The sequence below is a fragment of the Kaistia geumhonensis genome (assembly GCF_030815145.1).
Classification (GTDB): domain Bacteria; phylum Pseudomonadota; class Alphaproteobacteria; order Rhizobiales; family Kaistiaceae; genus Kaistia; species Kaistia geumhonensis.
The window spans coordinates 4001096-4022070 of record NZ_JAUSWJ010000001.1 but is presented as its reverse complement, the minus strand read 5'-3'; the positions used below and the strand labels follow the sequence as shown (position 1 = coordinate 4022070).

19 protein-coding genes are annotated in these 20975 nt (G+C 68.9%); 11 read left to right on the top strand and 8 right to left on the bottom strand.

What is annotated here, in order from left to right:
- Positions 1–13: 13 nt before the first annotated feature.
- Genes QO015_RS19060 through QO015_RS19050 form a run of 3 tightly spaced genes read right to left on the bottom strand, consistent with a single transcriptional unit; the run spans position 14 to position 1881 of the window.
- A complete protein-coding gene (locus QO015_RS19060; RefSeq protein ID WP_266283584.1) occupies positions 14–886 on the bottom strand; it encodes a metal ABC transporter permease in 873 nt (290 codons plus the stop codon).
- Positions 883–1632, bottom strand: a complete 750-nt coding sequence (locus QO015_RS19055) for a metal ABC transporter ATP-binding protein (protein ID WP_266283582.1) — start codon at positions 1630–1632, stop codon at positions 883–885. The genes QO015_RS19060 and QO015_RS19055 overlap by 4 nt, the downstream gene beginning before the upstream one ends.
- Positions 1633–1635: 3 nt before the next feature.
- A complete protein-coding gene (locus tag QO015_RS19050) occupies positions 1636–1881 on the bottom strand; it encodes a hypothetical protein (RefSeq protein WP_266283580.1) in 246 nt (81 codons plus the stop codon).
- 198 nt (positions 1882–2079) lie between these two features.
- Between QO015_RS19050 and QO015_RS19045 the strand changes: the two genes are divergently transcribed.
- The 5 genes from QO015_RS19045 to QO015_RS19025 all read left to right on the top strand — a co-directional run bounded on the left by QO015_RS19045 (position 2080) and on the right by QO015_RS19025 (position 8337).
- Positions 2080–3357: an imelysin family protein gene (locus QO015_RS19045; protein ID WP_370877438.1), complete on the top strand. Its 1278-nt coding sequence runs from the start codon at positions 2080–2082 to the stop codon at positions 3355–3357.
- Positions 3358–3450: 93 nt separating this feature from the next.
- Positions 3451–4908, top strand: a complete 1458-nt coding sequence (locus QO015_RS19040) for a multicopper oxidase family protein (RefSeq protein WP_266283578.1) — start codon at positions 3451–3453, stop codon at positions 4906–4908.
- Between the two features lie 2 nt (positions 4909–4910).
- Positions 4911–6116: a di-heme oxidoredictase family protein gene (locus QO015_RS19035; protein WP_266283577.1), complete on the top strand. Its 1206-nt coding sequence runs from the start codon at positions 4911–4913 to the stop codon at positions 6114–6116.
- Complete coding sequence (locus tag QO015_RS19030; protein WP_266283576.1) at positions 6113–7234, top strand: imelysin family protein; 1122 nt, start codon at positions 6113–6115, stop codon at positions 7232–7234. The genes QO015_RS19035 and QO015_RS19030 overlap by 4 nt, the downstream gene beginning before the upstream one ends.
- Positions 7234–8337, top strand: a complete 1104-nt coding sequence (locus tag QO015_RS19025) for a DUF1513 domain-containing protein (RefSeq protein WP_266283575.1) — start codon at positions 7234–7236, stop codon at positions 8335–8337. The genes QO015_RS19030 and QO015_RS19025 overlap by 1 nt, the downstream gene beginning before the upstream one ends.
- Before the next feature lie 2 nt (positions 8338–8339).
- Here the strand turns inward: QO015_RS19025 and QO015_RS19020 are convergent, their stop codons facing one another.
- Positions 8340–9326: a hypothetical protein gene (locus QO015_RS19020; RefSeq protein ID WP_266283573.1), complete on the bottom strand. Its 987-nt coding sequence runs from the start codon at positions 9324–9326 to the stop codon at positions 8340–8342.
- 14 nt (positions 9327–9340) lie between these two features.
- The gene (locus QO015_RS19015) at positions 9341–10180 is read right to left on the bottom strand and encodes a GNAT family N-acetyltransferase (protein ID WP_266283571.1); all 840 of its coding nucleotides are present in this window, start codon (positions 10178–10180) and stop codon (positions 9341–9343) included.
- A gap of 146 nt (positions 10181–10326) precedes the next feature.
- On the opposite strand from QO015_RS19015, the gene QO015_RS19010 reads away from it, so the two are divergent.
- Both QO015_RS19010 and QO015_RS19005 read left to right on the top strand, forming a co-directional pair.
- Positions 10327–11328, top strand: a complete 1002-nt coding sequence (locus tag QO015_RS19010) for an aldo/keto reductase (protein ID WP_266283569.1) — start codon at positions 10327–10329, stop codon at positions 11326–11328.
- A gap of 95 nt (positions 11329–11423) precedes the next feature.
- Positions 11424–12062: a TerC family protein gene (locus tag QO015_RS19005; RefSeq protein ID WP_370877437.1), complete on the top strand. Its 639-nt coding sequence runs from the start codon at positions 11424–11426 to the stop codon at positions 12060–12062.
- Here the strand turns inward: QO015_RS19005 and QO015_RS19000 are convergent.
- Together QO015_RS19000 and mgrA are read right to left on the bottom strand one after the other, a co-directional pair.
- Complete coding sequence (locus QO015_RS19000) at positions 12055–13260, bottom strand: AGE family epimerase/isomerase (RefSeq protein WP_266283566.1); 1206 nt, start codon at positions 13258–13260, stop codon at positions 12055–12057. The genes QO015_RS19005 and QO015_RS19000 overlap by 8 nt on opposite strands.
- 27 nt (positions 13261–13287) lie before the next feature.
- Complete coding sequence (gene mgrA, locus QO015_RS18995; protein WP_266283565.1) at positions 13288–14295, bottom strand: L-glyceraldehyde 3-phosphate reductase; 1008 nt, start codon at positions 14293–14295, stop codon at positions 13288–13290.
- Positions 14296–14412: 117 nt separating this feature from the next.
- On the opposite strand from mgrA, the gene QO015_RS18990 reads away from it, so the two are divergent.
- The 3 genes from QO015_RS18990 (at position 14413) to QO015_RS18980 (ending at position 19626) form a co-directional block, all read left to right on the top strand.
- Positions 14413–15183: a glucose 1-dehydrogenase gene (locus QO015_RS18990; RefSeq protein ID WP_266283564.1), complete on the top strand. Its 771-nt coding sequence runs from the start codon at positions 14413–14415 to the stop codon at positions 15181–15183.
- A gap of 274 nt (positions 15184–15457) precedes the next feature.
- Positions 15458–18748, top strand: coding sequence for an autotransporter domain-containing protein (locus QO015_RS18985; protein ID WP_266283563.1), 3291 nt, complete (start codon positions 15458–15460; stop codon positions 18746–18748).
- 95 nt (positions 18749–18843) lie between these two features.
- The gene (locus QO015_RS18980; RefSeq protein ID WP_266283562.1) at positions 18844–19626 is read left to right on the top strand and encodes an SDR family NAD(P)-dependent oxidoreductase; all 783 of its coding nucleotides are present in this window, start codon (positions 18844–18846) and stop codon (positions 19624–19626) included.
- A 29-nt stretch (positions 19627–19655) separates the two neighbouring features.
- On the opposite strand, the gene QO015_RS18975 is transcribed toward QO015_RS18980, so the two are convergent.
- A complete protein-coding gene (locus QO015_RS18975) occupies positions 19656–20498 on the bottom strand; it encodes an NAD-dependent epimerase/dehydratase family protein (RefSeq protein ID WP_266283561.1) in 843 nt (280 codons plus the stop codon).
- 90 nt (positions 20499–20588) lie between these two features.
- Here QO015_RS18975 and QO015_RS18970 point away from each other — a divergent pair, with 90 nt between their 5' ends.
- Entirely contained in the window at positions 20589–20939 is a 351-nt protein-coding gene (locus tag QO015_RS18970) for a DUF423 domain-containing protein (protein ID WP_266283560.1), read from the top strand.
- Positions 20940–20975: the final 36 nt, after the last annotated feature.

Genomic DNA, 20975 nt, shown 5'->3' with positions numbered 1-20975 from the left:
GGTTGAGGAAGGATCAGCCCCTCAGATGCTGCGCACGCAGCGCCTGACTCAGGATGCTGCCGTTCGGTCCGGCAAGGATCGAGACGGCATGGATGGCGCCGGCCGTGAGGATGATGGCAGGCGAGGTGGGCAGGCCGAAATGGTAGGAGACGACGAGCCCGACCACCGACGAGACGATGCCGATGATCGAAGCCGCGACGATCTGCAGGCCGATGCCCTCGCCCCAGAAGCGGCTCGAGGCCGCGGGCAGCACGATCAGTCCCACCACCATCAGCGTGCCGAGCGCGTTGAAGCCGCCGACGAGGTTGAGCACGACCAGGACGAGAAAGACGAAATGCACCGCCCCGCCCGCGCCGCCGATCGTGCGCAGGAAGCCGGGATCGAAGCACTCGGCGACGAGAAGCCGGTAGATCACCGCGAAAGCGAGGAAGGTCGCCGTCGCGATCGAGGCGATCAGGATCAGCGCGGCATCGTCCAGCGCGAGCACATTGCCGAACAGCACGTGCAGCAGGTCGATGTTGGAGCCCTTGAGCGAGACGATCAGGACGCCGAGCCCGAGCGAGACGAGATAGAAGGAGGCGAAGCTCGCATCCTCCTTGAGCGCGGTCGCCCGGGAGATCGCGCCGGCGGCGAGCGCCACCGTCAGCCCGGCCACGACACCGCCGAAGGTCATCGCGAAGAGCGAGAAGCCCGACAGCAGGAAGCCGACGGCCGCGCCGGGCAGGATGGCATGCGCCATCACGTCGCCCATCAGGCTCATCCGCCGCAGCACGAGGAACACGCCGATCGGCGCGCCCGAAAGCGAGAGGGCGACGCAGCCGATCAGGGCGCGCCTCATGAAGCCGAACTCGATGAACGGCCCCGCCACGAAATCGAGAAGGGTCATGCTGCCGGCCGCTCGCAGGCTTCGGCGCCATCGTCGAAGGCTTCGGTGAGGCGGCGCGAGCGGTCGATATTCGCCTCCGTCAGCACATCCGCTGTCGGACCCCAGGCGATCGGATCGCGGGCGATGAGCAGCGTCTCCGGAATGGCCCGGCGGACGGCGTCCATGTCGTGCAGCACGGCGATGATCGTCCGCCCCTCGGCATGCCAGCGGCCGACCAGCGCCAGCAGCGCCTCGGCCGTGCGGGCATCGATGGCGGCGAAGGGCTCGTCGAGCAGGATGAGCCGCGAATCCTGCAGGAGCAGGCGCGCGAACAGGGCGCGCTGGAACTGGCCGCCGGAAAGGCTGCCGACCGTGCGGTTCTCGAAGCCGGACAGGCCGACCGCGTCGAGCGCCGCCTCGGCCCGCGCCAGCATCGCGCCGCTGATGCGGCCGAAGGCGCCGGTCCGGCGCCAGAGCCCCATCGCGGCAAGATCGAGCACCCGCATCGGGAAGCCGCGGTCAAGCGCGCTCTGCTGCGGCAGATAGCCGATTTCGGTGCGCTGGATGCCGCTGATCTCGATCGTGCCGCTGTCGGGCCGGATCAGCCCGACGATGCCCTTCAGCAGCGTCGACTTGCCGGCGCCGTTCGGGCCGACGACGGCGGTGAAGGAGCCCGGCGCGAAGCGGCCGGAGAGATGATGCACGGCCGGATGGCGCCGATAGGACAGCGTCAGATCGCGGCAGAGGATGGAGGGTGCGACGGCCATGATTCAGGCGAGCGCCCAGACGACGCCGATCCACACGAGACCGGAGAAGACGACCGCGATCGCCAGCCGGTCCAGCGCCGAGGCGAGAAACGGAGAAAAGCCGCCCGGCGACACGCGCGCGTCATCCGCATCGTGATCATGGGCGTCGGGGAGATGGGCGGTGGCGCGATGGGCGGTGGCGTCATGCCGATGTCCGTGATGCCCCGCGGACGGCGCAGGAAGGGCGCCGGCTTCGCTGTCGATGGTCAAGGGGTTCACTCCGGATCGCGACTGTCCGGGACGTTATGTTATATCATTTCACAAAGCGCAAGCGGGTTCGCGCGCAAAGGCGACGACAAGTCTGGAATTGGAACAATTTCAAAGAGTTGGATATTCTTGACTTCCTCGCCCCGGAGGTTGAAACGTGCGCGAAACCGCGGGTGCGGTCGATCGAAGGAGACGGGACTGATGATCGGAAAGCTCTTCCTCGCCGCCACCGCGGCTGTGGCCATCATGGCTGCCATGCCGGCCCGGGCGGCAGACGGCCCGACGGCCGAGGCGGTCCTCAAGACCTATGCCGACATCGCCGCCGCGAAATATGCCGATGCCGTCACGGGCGCCAAGGCGCTGGACGCCGCCATCGACGCGCTGATCGCCAATCCCACGGCCGAGACGCTCGCCGCCGCCCGCACGGCGTGGAAGGCGGCGCGCCCGGCCTATATGGAGACCGAGGGCTACCGCTTCGGCAATTCGATCGTCGACGACTGGGAGGGCAAGGTGAATGCCTGGCCGCTCGACGAGGGCCTGATCGACTATGTCGACACCAAGACCTATGGCGACGCCTCGGATTCGAACCCGCTCTACACGGCCAACGTGATCGCCAACAAGGAAATCCAGATCGGCCCCGACAAGGTCGACGCGACGGTGATCAATGCCGATCTCCTGCGCAAGCTGCAGGAGGCGGGCGACGTCGAGACCAATGTCGCCACCGGCTATCACGCGATCGAATTCCTGCTGTGGGGGCAGGACCTGAACGGCACCGGCCCCGGCGCGGGCAACCGTCCGGCCAGCGACTACGACACCAAGAACTGCACCAACGGCAATTGCGACCGCCGCGCCGCCTATCTCAAGGCCGCGACCGAGCTGCTGATCTCCGATCTCACCGAGATGGCCGACGACTGGAAGGACGGCGGCGAGGCGCGCAAGGAGCTGGACGCCAAGGGTCCCGACGGCGGCCTCGTGACGATCCTGACCGGCCTCGGCTCGCTCTCCTATGGCGAGCTCGCCGGCGAGCGCATGAAGCTCGGCCTGCTGCTGCACGATCCGGAGGAGGAGCATGACTGCTTCTCGGACGACACCGCCGACAGCCACTACTACGACCAGGCCGGCATGGTCTCGATCTGGCAGGCGAAGTATACCCGCGCCGACGGCACGGTGATCGAGGGCGCCAGCATCCGCGACTACGCCGCCGCCCGCGACGCGGAAGCCGCGAAGCGCGTCGACGACGCGCTCGCCGCGACCACCGCGAAGATGCAGGTCATGAAGGACACGTCGGATGGCGGCGAGGCCTATGACCAGATGATCGGCGCGGGCAACGACAAGGGCAACAAGATCGTGCAGGACGCGATCGACGGCCTCGTCGGCCAGACCCGCGCCATCGAGGGCGTCGTCGCGGCGCTCGGCCTCAAGATCGAGGTCGAGGGCTCCGACAGCCTCGACAATCCCGACGCCGTGACGGCGCAGTAAGAGGGCGAGACGCCGCATCGACCGCCCCGCGGCCGACACCTAGATAAGACCCGGCCGCGCCGCTCGGCCGGGTCTTTAGGACTTCAGTCCATCATGCTCAGCCGCCGTTCCTTCCTCGCCGGCACGGCCGCGCTCACCGGCGCGGCGCTGTTCGGCCGCCCTTCCTCGGCGCCGGCCGATGCGCGTGCCCTGCCGCCGCCATTGCCGCCGGGGCCGGGGGGAGTAGTGCGGCTCGATCTCACCGCCGCCGAACGCTCGCTCGCCCTTCCCTGCTCCAACGGCAACGCGCTGCCGCTCTGGACCTTCACCGACAGCGCACTGCCGCCGGTCGTGCGCGTGAAGCTCGGCGAGCGGCTGGACACGCATCTCGTCAACGGCCTGACGCAACCGGGCGAGCATGTCTCGGTCCACTGGCACGGCATCCGCCTGCCGAATGCCGAGGACGGCGTGCCCTATCTCGTGCAGAAGCCGGTCGAGCCGGGCGAGAGCTTCGACTACTCCTTCGTCCCGCCCGATCCCGGCACCTTCTTCTTCCACACCCACTGCAACACGGTCGAGCAGCTCGGCCGCGGCCTCATGGGCGTCCTGATCGTCGAGGGCGACGAGGTCGAGCCCTATGACGCGGAGCGGATCCTCGCCATCCGCGACTGGCGGCTCAACGAGGCCCGTGACGGCTTCCTGCCCTTCCTGACGCTGGAGGGCGCCGGCCGCGCCGGCACCTTCGGCACGGTGCGCAGCGTCAACGGCGCCGAGATGCCGGCGATCGACGTGCCGGCCTCGGCCGATGTGCGGCTGCGCATCCTCAATGTCGATCCGACACGGATCATGGAATTCGGCATCGAGGGTGCCGACGCGGTCGTCGTCGCGATCGACGGCCTCGCCTGCCCGCCCTTCCCGCTCCGCTCGTGGAAGATGGGACCGGCGATGCGCATCGATGTCATCGTGCGGACGCCGGCCGATGGCGGCAGCGCGACGGTGCTCGACTATTTCGCGGCGAAACCGGTGCCGCTCGCCCGTCTCGTCGCGCACGGCCCGGCCCTGCGCAGCGGACCGTTCGCGCCGGCCCCGCTCGCGGCCGCGCGGATCGCGGCGCCCGATCTTTCCGCCGCCGAGCCGCAGCTCTTCACCTTCTCCGCGACAGCGACCGCCGCGGCGGTGCAGGCGGCTGCGGGCGACGACGGCGGCTTTCTCGGGCCGCTCTGCCTCTCGGCGGCGAGCCTCTGGTCGATCAACAAGCAGTCCTGGCCGGGCAGCGGCATGGACCGCCTTCCGCCGCCGATCGCCCGCTTCGAGCGCGGCCGCAGCTATCGGCTGACGCTCAAGAACGTGACCCCGCGCATGCACCCGATCCATGTGCACGGCCACAGCTTCACGGTGCTGGAGTCGAACAAGCGCGACCTGCCGCCGCATCTCGCCGACACGGTTCTGCTGCTGCCCAACGAGGTGATCGACGTCGCCTTCGTCGCCGACAATCCGGGCCGCTGGATGATGCATTGCCATGTCATCGAGCATCAGGAGACCGGCATGATGGCGTGGTTCGAGGTGGCGTGAGCATGCGCGTGAGCATGCGCCGCCTTGCCCTGGTGCTGGCGGCTGCCGCTGCCCTGCCGGCGCTCGCCCTTGCCGACGGACTCGAGCGGGCGGCGGGCAAGGCGCTGTTCGACCGGCTGTGGGTCGCCGCGCCGTCGTCGACGCTCGCCAATGACGGTCTCGGCCCGCTCTTCAACGAAAAGAGCTGCGCGAGCTGCCATATGGGCAAGGCCTTCGCCGCGCGCATGAGCGTTGCCGAGGACGGCACCGTGACGGCGCGCGGTCTCGCCACCCGCCTCGGCGATGCGGCGGGCAACGGCGATCCCGTCTATGGCAGGCAGATCCAGCCCCGCGCGGTGCATGGCCTCGAAAGCGAAGGTACCGTCGCCTACAGCGTGACGCCCGGCGGACCGACGGTGGCCGACTTCCTGCCGGCCTTCGGCGCGCCGGCGCCGGCAACGAAGCTCGGACCGCGCCTCGCCCCGCCGCTTGCCGGCATCGGCCGGATCGGGCTGGTCGACGAGGCCGCGATCCTCGCCGGCGCCGATCCGGACGATCGCGACGGCGACGGCGTGCGCGGCCGCGCCCGCATCCTCGCGGGCGGCCATGTCGGGCGCTATGGCTGGAAGGCGTCGGCCGCGACGCTCGACCAGCAGATCGCCGATGCCTTCATGCTGGATATCGGCCTTTCCAGCCCGCTCGCGCCCCATCCCGCCGGCGATTGCACGACGGCGGAGGCGGCATGCCTCGCCGCGCCGGACGGGCGCGACGCCAGCTTCGACGGCGAGGAAATCTCGCGCCAGATGGTGGGGCTCATCACGGCCTATCTCGACGGACTGCCGGCGCCGAACCTCCCGGCCGCGAGCGAGCCGGGCGCCGCGATCTTCGCGAGCACCGGCTGCGCGGCCTGCCATGTGCCCGCGATGCCGAAGCGCGGCGGCGGGGCGGTGACGCTCTACAGCGATCTCCTGCTGCACGACATGGGCGCCGGGCTCGACGACGGCGTCGGAGAGAGAAATGTCGCCTCGGGGGAATGGCGCACGCCGCCCCTGATCGCGCTCTCCCTTCGCCAAGGGCGAGAGACGCGCTATCTCCATGACGGGCGGGCAGCGACACTCGACGACGCGGTGCGCGCGCATGGCGGCGAAGCGTCACGCGCCCGTGCCAATTATGACGCATTGTCGGATGCCGATCGGGCGAAGCTCATCGAATTTCTGGGACGGTTATGATCGAGATCACGAAGAGGCTCCTCCTGCTCTCGCCGCTGGCGCTCCTCGTGCGCAAGGCGTTCGCGTCGGGCGACGACGTCGAGGCGCCGCCGGTCGCCGTGGCGCCGACGCCGATCACGCCCGAGAAACTCGACGCGGTGACCGACCGGGCCATCGAGGGCTATCTCCTTCCGGCCTATCGCAGCCTGGTCGAGGCGAGCGCGGCCTTGCGGGCCGCGACGGTCGCCGCTGCACCTGACGCGCCTGCCGAGCCGCCCGCGGCGGTGCGCGAGGCTTTCGCCGCGACGGTCGCCGCCTTCGCCCGCGTCGACTTCCTCCGCTTCGGCCCGATGGCCGAGAAGGGAAGGATCGAGCGCTTTTCCTACTATCCCGACCGTCACGGAACCGGGGCGCGCCAGCTTCGCCGCATGCTCGCCGAGACCGACACCGCCCTGCTGGAGCCCGGCGCCATCGCCAGGCTCTCGGCCGCCGTCCAGGGCATGCCGGCCTATGAGAGCCTCGTCTTCGGCGCATCGCGCGACGCCGAGACGCGCGCCTATCGCTGGAAGCTGGCCGCCGCCATCGCCGGCAATCTCGAGACCATCGCGACCGAAACCCTGGACGGCTGGACCCGGGAAGGCGGCTGGGCGACGCTGATGCGCACGCCCGGCGGCAGCAACATCGTCTATCGCGACGCCGAGGAACCGGTGATCGAGATCATGAAGGCGATCACGACCGGCCTCCTGCAGGTGCGAGACCAGCGGATGCTGCCGGCAATCGGCACCGATTTCGCCTCGGCCAAGCCCGCGCGCGCCGCCTTCGTCCCCTCGGGCAACGCGCTCGCCTATCTCGCGGCGTCCGGCCGGAGCATCGAGGATCTCGCCGGCAAGGCCGACCTCTTCTCGCTGGTGCCGTCCGAGGCGCCGCGCCTCGGCGCCGCGAGCATCAAGGGCTTTTCGGCCTACCAGGCGGGGCTCGCCGCCAATGCCAGCTGGCAGGACGCCTTCGCAAGCGAGGCGGCCTATGCGCATCTGCGCGCCGCCTTCGACGCGCTGAAGGGGCTCGAAGACCTCTATGGCTACCGCTTTCCCACCGATGCCGGCATCTCGCCCGGTTTCAACGCGCTGGACGGCGACTGATGGCGGGCGCGCTTCGCCGGTTCCAGGACGGCATGGCGGGGCTGCTCCGCATCCGCACGGCCGAGGAAGGCCTCGTCGATCGGCCGGCCTATGTCAGTTCCGTCCGCGTCGGACCACGGCTTCACGCGCTGCTGGTGATCGGCGAGGACGGAAGCGAGATCGGGCGACTGCCGCTCGCGGGACGCGGCCATGACATCGCCGTCGACCGGGAGCGGCGGCGCGTCGCCGCCTTCGCGCGCCGGCCGGGCTATTTCGCGGTCATCGTCGATCTCGACCGTCTCGCACCCCTCGCCACCATCAATCCGCCCGAGGGACATCACTTCTTCGGCCATGGCATCTTCTCGGCCGATGGCAGGCTGCTCTACGCGACGGAGAATGCCTTTCTCGGCGAGCGGCCGCGCGGCGTGGTCGGCGTCTACGACGTCGCGGACGGCGGGCGGCGCATCGGCGCATTCGAGACGCATGGCATGGATTCGCACGAGATCCTGCTCGCGCCCGACGGCAAGACGCTCGTGGTCGCCAATGGCGGCATCGAGACCCATCCCGAATTCGGCCGCCAGAAGATCGACCTTTCCGAGATGCGTCCATCCATCGTGCGCATCGACAGCGGCACCGGCGATCGCATCGGCGAGACGCGGCTCGACGCGAGCCTCAACCGCCTCTCGACCCGGCACATGGCCTTCGACGGCGCCGGTGCGCTGTGGTTCGGCTGCCAGTGGGAAGGCGAGCGCACCCGCCGCCCGCCGCTCGTCGGGCGGATCGGCCCGGGCGGAGAGGACAAGGCGGACCTGATCGCCTTCCCCGACGATATTGCGCCGCTCGCCCGCAACTATATCGGCTCGGTGACGGCGAGCCGCGACGGCACAGCCGTCGCCGTCACCTCGCCGATCGGCGGCACCGTCTTCGTCTTCGATGCCGAGCGGCATTCCCTCGCGAAGGTCCATGCGCTGCGCGACGGCTGCGGCATCGCCGGCGCGGTCGGGCACGAATTCGTCGCCAGCGCCGGTGACGGCCGCCTCGTCGGCGTCGACGATCCGGGGCTGACGCCGATCGTGCGCGCCGCCGGCGTCGAGTTCGACAATCACATGCGCCGCGTCGGCTGAGTTCAGGGCCGTTTGAAGCCGATCCGGCCCTTCACGGCATCGAAGGCGATCTGCATGTGGCGGAAGACGAGGCCGCCGGAATTGAAGCCCTTCACGCTGCCATGCGGCGGCGCGAAGCGGTAGCGGTTGGTCCAGTGCGCCGAGCCGGCGACGATCGAAAGCGTCATGCCCGCTTCCGGCACGCGGGTCGTCACGAGACTGCCGGGCCGGACGGTCCGTCCCACCGGATGGTCGGGTACCTCGAAGCTGCCATTGCCCGCTCCGGTATCGAAGACCGTGCCGTGGCAGCGCTCGGGCCCCCGGTCGACGGAGAAGCAGGTCATCACGCTCTTCGTGTTCCACGCCCTGAGGCCGTCCGGCTGGCTGCCGCCCGTCCAGGCATCGAAGGGCGCGAAGGAGAAGCCGGCGAGATCGGCCTCGTCCGGTCCGACGATGACATGCGGCGCGATGCCCGGCCGCGCCAGATCGTCGGCGACCACGACGAAACCGTCCGCGAGACGGCCTTCGAGCTGCGCGAGCGGATTGAAGATGGGCGTCGGATTATAGGCGGCGCCGAGCACGCCGGCCTGGCTCTTCGGCCAGCCGGGACAGCGCGGCTTGTCGGCCTTGCACGTGACGGATTGCACCACCTGGATCGCGATCTCGCGCGGCGTCGCGACCGCCGGCCGGGCGCCCGGAAACGCGACCCGTGCATAGCCCAGCACGCCCCTGAGCACATTGCCGCTGGTGTAGGAATAGGTGATCGGGATGTCGGTCAGCCGGACCTCCGGACCGACCGCCTCGGCGCGGATGCGCAGCCCGTTCGAGCCGGTGTCGAAGAGTACGTCATGCGGCGCGCCACCACCGACCGCGACCGTCATGATGTTCGCGAAACCGCTCGGCCCCGGCCGCGCATGCAGCGGGATCACCGCCCGCTCCTCCGCCGCCCCGGCTCCGGCAGCGAGAAGCAGGATGCCGGCGAGACCGGCGAGGACGGGCAGGAGCCGCATTGGTCCGACCGCCTTCAGCCGAGCTCGAAGCTGGTGATGCCATAGATCGAGGCCAGCGGCAGCTCGGGCGCGGCGCCGCGATACATGCGCGCGGTCTCGAAGGCGGGCGCGAGGCCATGGCGGTCCGCGAGCGCCAGCGCGGCGGCGTTCGGCTCGGGCGGATCGATGAAGACCGGCTCGCCGCCGGCCCGCGCCGCGAGCGCGCGGAACATCAGCTCGGCGGCCTCTTCATGCGGCGCGAAGAGCGGGCCGATCTTGAAGCCGGTGACGGCCGGGCGGATGACGCCATAGCCGGTCACGCGGCCGCCCTCGACGAAGGCGACGGCGAAACGGCCGCCCTCCCCGTTCAGCCACAGATGCAGGAACGCGCCGCGCGGGCCCGGAAAGAAGGCCGCGTCGCAGGCGGCCACCGCGGCCGTCAAAGCCGGTGTCACGGGCACGAGGCGGGGATCGTCCGGTGCCTCCACGGCGACCCGCCCGCCGAACCTTATGTTGCGATGCGCCAGCATGAAGCCGGATTCGCGATAATTGTCCTGTTGCGCCACGACGCCGTCGAGGCCGATCGTCCGCGTCCCGAGCCGGTCGATGCCGGCATGCCAGGTCTGGATGCCGTAGCCGAGGCCGCGGAAGCCGGGGTGGCAGATATAGAAGCCGAGAAAGCCGAAATGGGCGCCATAGGCGACGACCGAGATCGCCGTCACCGGCTCGTCGCCGATGAACCCCATCAGGAAACCGTCGGGATCGGCCGCCCGATAGGGCAGCGCGTCGCCGAGGCCGGGATTCCAGCCCTCCTCGGCGGCCCAGCCGATGGCAATGTCGAGCTCGGCCGGCGTCATCACCCGAATCGACAGCATCGCTCTCCTCCCTTTCGCGCCCGGCGAGCTTACGCGCGATGAGCCGCGATGCCCAAGCGGCGCATCGGCCCCCTCGACGACCGCCAACGGCCTTGCCTCGCGCCCGCCCCGGCCGGTAGAGCGTTGGTCGCAAGAGGGAGAGAGCCATGACCATCGATACCCGCCCGGCCGGCCGAACGGCGGCACGCCTCACCACGCTCGGCCTCGGCACCGCGACGCTCGGCGGCAATGTGCGCCCGCCCATCAGCAATGCCGACGCCGCCGCGATCGTCGACCGCGCCTATGAGCGCGGCATCCGCTTCTTCGACACCGCGCCCTATTACGGCTATGGCCGCTCCGAACGGCTCGTCGGCGACACGCTGCGCGGCCGCTCCGGCTGGGTGCTGTCCACGAAAGCCGGCCGGCTGCTGAGGCCGCGCACGACGCCGCAGGATGCCGGCGACCAGTGGATCGATCCGCTCCCCTTCGAGCATGTCTACGATTATTCCTATGACGGCGTGATGCGCTCCTTCGAGGACAGCCTGCAGCGGCTCGGCCTCGACCATATCGACCTCCTGCTGCTGCACGACATCGGCAGCGACACGCACGGCACCGAGAAGAACGCCGAGCTGTTCCCCGTCGCGATGCAGGGTGGCTACAAGGCGCTCGACGCGCTGCGCGCCTCCGGCGCCGTGAAGGCGATCGGCATCGGCGTCAACGAATGGCAGGTGCTCGTCGAGGCGATGAAGCATGGCGACTGGGACGCGTTCCTGCTCGCCGGCCGCTACACGCTGCTGGAGCAGGAGCCTCTTACGACGCTGCTGCCGCTCTGCGAGCGGGCCGGCACCTCGATCATCGTCGGCGGCCCGTTCAATTCCGGCATCCTCGCCGGACGCGATACCTGGAACTATTCCCGCGCGCCGCAGCCGATCATCGACCGGGTGAGACGGATTGCCGCCGTCTGCGACGCGCACGGCGTCGCGCTTCCCGCCGCCGCCCTCGCCTTCCCGCTCGGCCATCCCTCTGTCGCCAGCGTCATTCCCGGCCCGCGTTCGGCCGCGGAAGTGGACCAGATCGTCGACTGGTTCGAAGCGGAAATTCCGGCCTCGCTGTGGAGCGACCTCAAGACGGAAGGCCTCATCGACCCCGCCGCGCCGGTTCCTGCCTGAGTGCGGCGTAACAGCGTTTCGCTGGACAATGGCCGATTTCAGCCCCAGATAGGGCTCACACCCCGCCGCATGATCCTTCCGAGGTCTGATTGTTGATGGATTTCGTCAGTGCCGAACTGATCGCGCTCGCGACCGTCGTCCTCATCGACCTGGTACTGGCCGGTGACAATGCCATCGTCGTCGGCATGGCGGCGGCGGGCCTGCCGCCCGACATGCGCCGCAAGGCGATCATCATCGGCATCGGCGCGGCGGCGGCGCTGCGCATCATGTTCGCCTTCTTCGCGACCAAGCTGCTCGGCATCATCGGCCTGACGCTGGCGGGCGGCATCCTTCTGCTCTGGGTCTGCTGGAAGCTGTGGCGCGAGATCCGCAGCGGCCACCATCTCGAGTCCGAGGAGGCGCATGCCGCGCTCGAGGACACACCGGCCACGACCGGCACCAAGACCCTCGGCCAGGCGCTCAGCCAGATCGTGATCGCCGACGTCTCGATGTCGCTCGACAACGTGCTGGCCGTCGCCGGCACGGCGCGCGACCACACCTGGGTGCTCATCGTCGGGCTCGTGCTCTCGGTCGCCCTCATGGGCGTCGCGGCGAACTTCGTTGCCCGCATCATGAAGCGCGCGCCGTGGATCGCCTATGTCGGCCTGCTCGTCATCGCCTGGGTGGCGGCGCGCATGATCTTCGACGGCGGCCTCGAGATGTTCCACTTCGCCGACAAGGCCGGCGTCATCTGATCGCTCCCGATCGCCGCATCAGTTCGAGGCATGCCCGCGCCTGGTGATAGGGCTCCTTCCACGGCTCGACCTTGGGCTTCCTGTGATCGGGCCGCCCCGTGGCATCGACGCGCCAGTGCCATTCGCCCAGACGGCGGTCGCGCATCACCCGTTCCGCATAGTCCCAGATGACTTCGGCGCGGGCGAGCATCGCCTCGTCGCCGGTACGCTGAAAAGCGTTGACGAAGCCGACCACCGCTTCCGCCTGCACCCACCAGACGCGCCAGGGATCGACCGTTCCGTCCGGCCCGCGCTCCGTGAGGAACCCCCGCGCGCCGCAATAGCCGAACTCGCTGGCGCTTCGGATCAGCGCATCCGATGCGGTGCGCGTCCGCCCGGAGAGCGCGGCGTCGCCGATCACATCGGCCGCCGCGTCGATCAGCCAGGCGGTCTCGATGTCATGGCCCATCGAGATCGGTCCCGCGAGCGGCGACAGCTTGTCGTCCAGCATCGAGAAGGCATGGCTCCCGCCGGGCGCGAGGAAGCGGCGGAGGATGAGATCGAGAAGATCGGCGAGCGCCGACCGGTGCGTCTCCTCCCCCGTCAGCGCGGCCAGCGCGGTATAGGCCTCCAGGAGATGGAGGTGCGAATTCATCGTCCGCGCGGCGCCGGCGTGGCCAGGCGCCAGCCGCCCGTTGTCGATCGGCCTCCAGAGCCGGTCGAAGGCCTCGCGATAGCCGCTGCGCGCCGTCCGGGCGCGATCCTCGATCAGCCCGAAAGTCTCGACGGCCGCGTCATGCGCCTCGGCGCTTCCCGTCGCGGCGGCGAAGGCGGAGAGCCCGTAGATCGCGAAGGCATGCGCATAGAGATGCTTGTCGGCCTCCTGCGGCCGGCCGTCATGCGTCACCGACCAGAAGAAACCGCCCGTTTCCCGGTCGGCCAGACGGTCGAGCAGGAAGCGGGCGGCATGGCGGGCCTGTTCGATCGACGACGCCGAGCCGAGCGAACGGCCGGCCTCCGACATCGTCCACAGGATGCGCGCGACGAAGACGGTCGATTTCGGACCCTTGCGGTCGACGACGCCGTCATGGCTCATCGCGGCGAAATGGCCGCCATGCGCCCTGTCTTCCATCCGGTGCCAGAACGGCAGCAGGTCATCCTCGAGCGCGTTCCTCGCCGCCTTCCCGAGCGCGGCGAGACGCAACAAGCCGTCCGACATCGATCGCGCCCCCACGCCGCGAGATGGTCATGCGCGCAGCATGCCGTCGATCGCATGCGTGTCAATCTCGGCCCGCTCCTCGGCGCTGAACTCGACATTCGCGAGCGCGCCGACGGCGTCCTCGATCTGCGCCACCTTGCTGGCACCGATGAGCGCCGAGGTCATGCGCCGGTCACGCAGCACCCAGGCGAGCGCCATCTGCGCCAGCGTCTGGCCGCGCCGCCGGGCGATGGCGTCGAGCGCGGCGATGCGGGCGAGATTCTGCTCGGAGAGCGACTTTTCCTGCAGGAAATGCGAGTGGCGCACGCGGCTGTCGTCGGGGATGCCCTTGAGATAGCGGTTGGACAGCACGCCCTGCTCGAGCGGCGAGAACACGATGCAGCCCATGCCCTCCTCCTCGAGCGTGTCGAGCAGGTTGTCGCGCTCCGTCCAGCGGTCGAGCATCGAATAGCGCGGCTGATGGATCACCAGCGGCGTGCCGAGCCGGCGGGCGATCGACTGCGCCTCGCGAGTCTGCGCCGAGGAATAGGACGAGATGCCGACATAGAGCGCCTTGCCCTGGCGGACGATCGCGTCCAGCGCGCCGATCGTCTCCTCCAGCGGGGTGTCGGGGTCGAAGCGGTGCGAATAGAAGATGTCGACATAGTCCATCTTCATGCGGCGAAGGCTCTGGTCGAGGCTCGCGACCAGGTATTTCCGGCTGCCCCATTCGCCATAGGGTCCCGGCCACATGTAATAGCCGGCCTTGGTGGAGACGATCAGCTCGTCGCGATAGGGCTTGAAGTCGCCATTGATGATGGTCGCGAAGAATTCCTCGGCCGATCCGGGCGGCGGGCCGTAATTGTTCGCGAGATCGAAATGCGTGATGCCGAGATCGAAGGCGCGATGACACATCGCACGCATCGTCTCGACGCGGCCGTCATAGCCGAAATTGTGCCAGAGCCCGAGCGAGATCGCCGGCAGCTTCAGGCCGCTGCGGCCGACGCGGTTATAGGTCATCGTGTCGTAGCGGTTCGGCGCGGCGACATGGGGCATGGCGGGCTCCTTGCGAGGATGAATCGATTTAAGGTCGAGCATGTGCGCGCTGGCCGTGCCAGCGTCAAGCGGCTATCAGGATAGCGGCGCCGGCAGGCGCGCCTCGGAGGAGCAAGCATGGCGACAAGACTATTCGACCTGACCGGACGCGTGGCCCTGGTGACCGGTTCGAGCCGCGGCATCGGGCTCGCCATCGCCCGCGGCCTCGGCGAGGCCGGCGCGACCGTCATCCTCAACAGCCGCAGCGCCGAGGCCCTGCACGATGCCGCAGGCACGCTTCGGGAAGCCGGCGTCGAGCGGATCGAGACGGCCGTCTTCGACGTCACCGATCAGGGCGCGGTCACCGAGGCCGTCGCGACGATCGAGGCCGAGATCGGGCCGATCGACATCCTCGTCAACAATGCCGGCCTGCAGAAGCGCCTGCCGCTCGAGGAGTTTCCGCTCGAGGATTTCCGCCGCGTGCTGGAAACGAATGTCGATGCGCCGTTCATCGTCGGCCAGGCGGTGGCCCGCCACATGATCCCGCGCCGCAAAGGCCGGATCATCAATATCTGCTCGGTGACGAGCGAGCTCGGCCGCGCGACGATCACGCCCTATGTGACCTCGAAGGGCGCCATCAAGATGATGACCAAGGGCATGTGCGCCGAATGGGCCCGCTACGGCATCAATGTGAACGGCATCGGACCGGGCTGGTTCAAGACCGAACTCAACCGCGCCCTCGTCGAGAGCGAGAGCTTCCACGCCTGGCTCGCCCAGCGCGCGCCGATGGGCCGCTGGGGCGAACTCGAGGAACTCGCGGGCGCCGCGATCTTCCTCGCCTCCGACGCGTCGAGCTATGTCAACGGCCACATCCTCTATGTCGACGGTGGCGTGACGGCGGTGGTGTAGCCGCGCGGCACACTGGCCGCGGCGCCACACCCGCGGCACTGTGTCATTTTTGTCAAGCCTGCAGAATGTGGCGAGCGCTGCAAGCGCAGGCGCTTGCCGCAATGCTTTCGTACACTCTAGTCTCCCAGAACAGTATTTCTACTGTCGATTCATCATAACGACCGGCTTCGCGAGCCGTTATGTATGAAAGTGAACACTTCTATACTGTCCTCGCCGGTGCGTATTTCGCCGGAGGCGGTGCGTTCTCCGACCCGCATTCACGAAAGGCACCGGAATGACGAGACCCGTGCGCGCGGCGCCGTTCGCACTACCGGCTGGCAAGGGGCTCATGTCGTGCGCGCGGGACGGCGCCGGCGTCGCGCTTGCCCTGACAGCGTTGCTCGCCGCCACACCTGCCCTTGCCCAAACGGCCGATTTCGGCTCGGTCGAGGTTTGCGTCAGCAGCACCTGCGCCAGCGTTCAGCAGGCCGGACAGATCGACGCCGTCTCCACATTCGGCAATCTCCTGTCGACGCAAGAGGGACGCGCGCTGCTCGACGCCAACATGGCGGCCATCGAGCAGATCTACGCGACATCGACGCCCGAGCAGAAATCGATCGCCGTGCCGAACTCCGAGGACATCTTCGTCCCGCCGGTGATCTCGGAGCATATCTGGAACATGGTGCCGACCGAGACCGGGGCGGCGATGGCCGGGCTCTCCGGCGCCCAACTGCTGCCGGGAAGCGTGGTCGATCTCCTGAACGCGCCGCTCAACGGCACGCTGCAGATCAGCGCCATCAAGGATGCCTACGCCACCGGCAACACCTATGGCCTCGCCTATGGCCTGCTGCCCGGACATCCAGGCGCTGCCCTCGATCCGCGGCCCTATCTCACCTCGTCGGCGATCGCCGATACGCCGTGGTCCAAGATCGAGGGTGTCCCGCACGACCTCGCAGAGAATCAGAAGGAACAGTGGAAGGACAACGAGGGCCAGGCCGCCTTCCAGAGCGGGCATACGACGGCGGGCTACACCACAGCCCTGCTCTATGCCGTGCTGCTTCCGGAGCAGTATCAGCCGCTGATGACGGCGGCGCAGGAGTTCGGGCTCAGCCGCAACGTTCTCGGCCTTCACTATCCCACCGACGTGATCGGCGGCCGCATCGTCGCGACCTACGACATGGTGCAGCTGCTCTCGAACAATCCGAGCTATTCCTCCAATTTCGGCACCCTGATCGACGCGGCCTCGGCCGAGCTGCATGCGATGCTCGGATCGACGGTCTCGACTCCCTACGCGTCCTGCGCAGGCGGCGTTTCGAACGCCGTCGGCTGCGTCGCCGGCGGAGCCTTCCCCGATCCCGTCGATCTGGCCGCGGCCAACGCCGCGCATATCGCCTCGATCACCTATGGCTTGCCCTCGGTCGGCTCCACGACCGACGAGCCCATCGTGCCGGCGAACGCCGAAACGCTGATCGCCACGCGCTTTCCCTATCTCTCCGCGGAGCAGCGCCGCGCGGTGCTCGCCTCGACCGAGCTGCCGTCTGGCGTGCCGCTCGACGACCATGCGACCGGATGGGCGCGCCTGAACCTCTATGCCGCCGCCGGCGGCTATGGCAGCTTCGAGAACGACGTTGTCGTGACGATGGACGCCACTCGCGGCGGCTTCAATGCCATCGACTTCTGGAGCAACGATATCGACGGCCCCGGCGGCCTGACCAAGGCCGGTTCCGGCACGCTGGTGCTTGGCGGCACCAACAGCTATCTGGGCGGGACGACCGTCACCGGCGGCATACTCGCTCTATCGGGCACGCTCGGCGGCGACTTCGCCATCGGCGAAGCCGGGGCCTTCATCAGTGGCGGCGGCTATCAGGTCGCCCCCGCGGCAAGCATGATCAATCAGGGGACCTTCGTCTCCGTGAACGGCCCAGTGGTCAATCTCGGCACGCTGGTCAATGGCGGCATGCTGGCAGGCGGCGTGCTCAATGCCGGATCCATGATCAACGCGTCCGGCGGTTCGGTCATCGGCGACGTCGTATCTTCCGGCCTTCTCGACAATGACGGACTCATCGACGGATCGGTCACGAACAGCGGCCGCCTGCAGGGCACCGGCACGATGGCCTCGCTCGCGAATGCGGGCGTCGTCGCCCCGGGCCAGGCGGGTGGCCTTGGCAATCTCACGGTCTCGGGCGCCGCCACCTTCTCGGCCGGCTCAACCTACGAGGCAGGAATCGGCGCCTCGGGCCAGAGCGACCGGATCTACGTCGGCGGATCCGCGGCGCTCGGGGGCGCGCTCGACCTTATCGCAGCGCCGGGAACGCTCGACATGCCATCGAGCTACACGGTTCTCGTCGCCGGCGGCGGCATCACGGGCTCCTTCACATCCGTCAACGACCCCTTCGGATCCGCCTATCCCTTCCTCGATATCGCGGTGACAACGACGCCAACGAGCGTGATCGCCTCGTCGGTTCCCGATCTTGCCGCGATCACGTCAGGATGGGGCACGGAAAACCAGAATGCCGTCGCCGCGGCGCTCGCCGCGCATCCGGAATCGGATCGCCTGCTCGCCGCCGCATCGGTACTCAATCTGCAGACTGCCGGTCTCGCCTTCGACCAGCTGTCCGGGCAGATCTATCCAGCGACGCTCACCGTGATGCAGGAGCAATCGGCGACGCTGCGAGACGCGGTCGGCGCCCGTCTGCGGCAGGCGGATGAAGACAGCAGCAACGGCGCCGGTCCCGCCACGGCGGCTCTGGCGCCCGGCCTCGAATCCTCCGTCTGGATGCAGGGCTACGGCTACTGGGGCGAAACGGATGCATCGGGCAATACCGCGGAACTGTCTCGGGACAGCGGCGGCTTTGTCGCCGGCGCCGATGCCAAGGTGACCGACGGTTTGCGTCTCGGCATCGCGGGCGGATATGGCTCGACCAGCTATGCGCAATCGGCGCTCGGCTCGTCCGCCTCGATGACGAGTTGGGACCTCGCGTTCTATGGAGGCGCGGCGCTCGGGCCGGTCGCGTTGCGCTTCGGCGGGGCGTATGAATGGCAGGACATGGCAACGTCGCGGACAGTGACGATGGCGACGTTCTCCGATTCTCTCGCCGCAGATGTCGATGGCGGGACCGGACAGTTTTTCGCCGAGGTTTCGCATCATGTCGCGCTCGGCGTCGCCCGGATCGAGCCCTATGCCGGGCTCGCCTATGTGCACGCCAATCTCGACGACGCGGAGGAGATCGGCGGCGCAGCTGCGCTGGCGATCGAGCCGGGCAGCCTGTCGAACACGTATTCGACGCTCGGCCTGCGCGTCGAGGCACCGCTGCCGATCGTCTCCGACGCACTCTCGCTCAGCGGCAATCTCGGCTGGCGCTATGCCTTCGGCGACGTCACTCCCGTTTCGACCCTCGCCTTCGCTGCCGGCGATGACCCCTTCGCGGTCGTCGGACCGGCGATCGGACGCAACGCGGCGATCGTCGACCTCGGTGCCAGCTACCGGTTCGGCCAGGCTGTCGCGGCCGACATCCGCTACAGCGGCGCCTTCGCCGACAACGGCCAGTCCAACGGGCTGAACGGCCTTCTGTCCGTCCGCTTCTGAGCAAGGCCTCGCCAGCCCATCGCCGGAAGCGGACCCGCTCTGTCGGAACGCCCCCTCTCCGTTCGTCCTTGCCGCAGACGCAGGCGGAGGACGACATGCTGGGAGGAAAAGTGGCCGTCATCTATGGCGGCGGCGGCGCGGTCGGCAGCGCGGTCGCCGAGGCATTCGCGCGGCACGGCGCCCATGTCGTGCTGGCGGGCAGGACGGCGGCGACGCTGGAGCGCGTGGCCTGCCGGATCTGGGACAAGGGCGGCCATGCCGCGGCGATGGCGGTCGATGCGCTGGATGCCGACGCCGTCGAACGCCATATGGCGGCGATCATCGAGCGCTTCGGCCGCGTCGACATATCGTTCAACCTGATCGATGTCGCCGACATCCAGGGCACGGCGCTCGCCGCGATGCCGGCCGCGCATTTCATGCAGCCGATCGAGCGCGCGATGCGGACGCAGTTCCTCACGGCGACGGCGGCGGCACGGCGGATGTCGGTGCAGCGAAGCGGCGTGATCCTGGCACTGACGGCCCAATGCGCCCGCAACCCGTCGCCGACGACCGGCGGCTTCGGCGTCGCCTGCGCGGCGATCGAGGCGCTCTGCCGTCAGCTCGCGGCCGAGCTCGGGCCGCACAATGTCCGCGTCGCCTGCATCCGCTCGGCCGGATCGCCCGATGCGCCGGGCCTCTCCGACCTCTTCGACGAACAGGCGGCCAGGGAGGGCATCCCCCGCGCCGAACTCGACGCCCGCTACGGCGCCTCGACCATGCTCGGCCGACTGCCGCCGCTCGCCGATGTCGGCAGCGCCGCGGTGCTGCTCGCCTCCGACTACGCCGCCTCGGTGACGGCGGAGATCTTCAACCTGACCGCCGGCCAACTGGCGGACTGAGGGCGGCGCGCGGCCGCCCTCAGCGCGCGTCAGCGCCAGTTATAGGCGGGCTTGTAGCCGAGCACCTTCTTGGCCTTGTCGATCGAGAGCAGCGTCTCGTGCGGGCCGAAGGCACGCTTGCGCGTCACGCCCGGGAAGACGGTGTCGAGCAACTCGTCGTTCGGCCGGCTCATGACGCCGTCCTCGTTGGCGATGATGAACACCTCGGCGCCGGTCAGCTTCGATTCGAGCGCGAGGCGAACGGCCTGCGCGGCGTCGCGCGCGTCGATATAGGCCCAGAGGTTCCATTTGCGCGCGTTCACGTCCTTGTCGAAATCCGGGAACTCGGAATAGCGGTAGGGCGCCATGATGTTGGAGAAGCGCAGGCCGAAGATCTTGAACGACGGGTCCCAGCGGCAGAACTCCTTCGCCATCTCCTCGGAGAGGAACTTCGACAGCGAATAGGCCGTCTCGGGCCGGCCGCGATACTCCTCGTCGACCGGCACATAAGGCGGCGGCGTCGTGAAGGGCAGGCCGAGCACCGTCTCGCTCGACGCCCAGACGACATTGCGGATGCCGAGCACGCGCGCCGCCTCGAAGATGTTGTAGGTCGAGATCATGTTGGTCTCGAAGATCACATGGTTCGGCGCGAGGCCGGGCGCCGGGATCGCCGCGAGATGCACGATGCCGGTCACGTTCGAGACGCGCTCGTCGATCGCCGAGAGCGCGGCCATGGTCTCGCCGAAATCGGTCAGGTCGGCGCGCGAGAACTTCACGCCCTGCCCCGCCGGCTGCGGCGCGCTGTCGATCGACGTCACGTCGTAACCATGCGAAACGAGATCCTCGATCACGGCCCGCCCGGCGAGCCCGCTGCCACCCGTCACGACGATCATGCTGGTCCTCCTGAATCGATTTTAGGGATCGTGACGCAACTTAGGGCGGGAGCTACGGTCGCGCCAGCACCAAGCAGGGATATCCGCGCCATGGACCGCATCCTCCTCTTCGCAGCCGGCCTCGCCGGCGCCGCCGGTGTCGCCCTCGCGGCGGCCGGCGCCCATATCGCCGGCGCCGAACGTCTCGCGACCGCCGGGCAGATCGCGATGGCGCAGGCGCCGGCCCTGCTCGCGCTCGGCCTTCATGGACGGGCGGCCAGCCGGCCGATGCTGCTGGCGGGCTTCGTCATCGCCGCCGGCCTCCTCGTCTTTGCCGGCGCGCTCGCCTTTCACGATCTCTCCGGCAGCGCGGCCCTCGCCTTCGCGGCCCCCTGGGGCGGCACGGCGATGATCTTCGGCTGGCTCGCCCTCGGGCTGGCCGCCATCATCCGGAAGCGCTGAGGACTGGCCTTTCGCGGCGCGGTCGTCTAACCATGC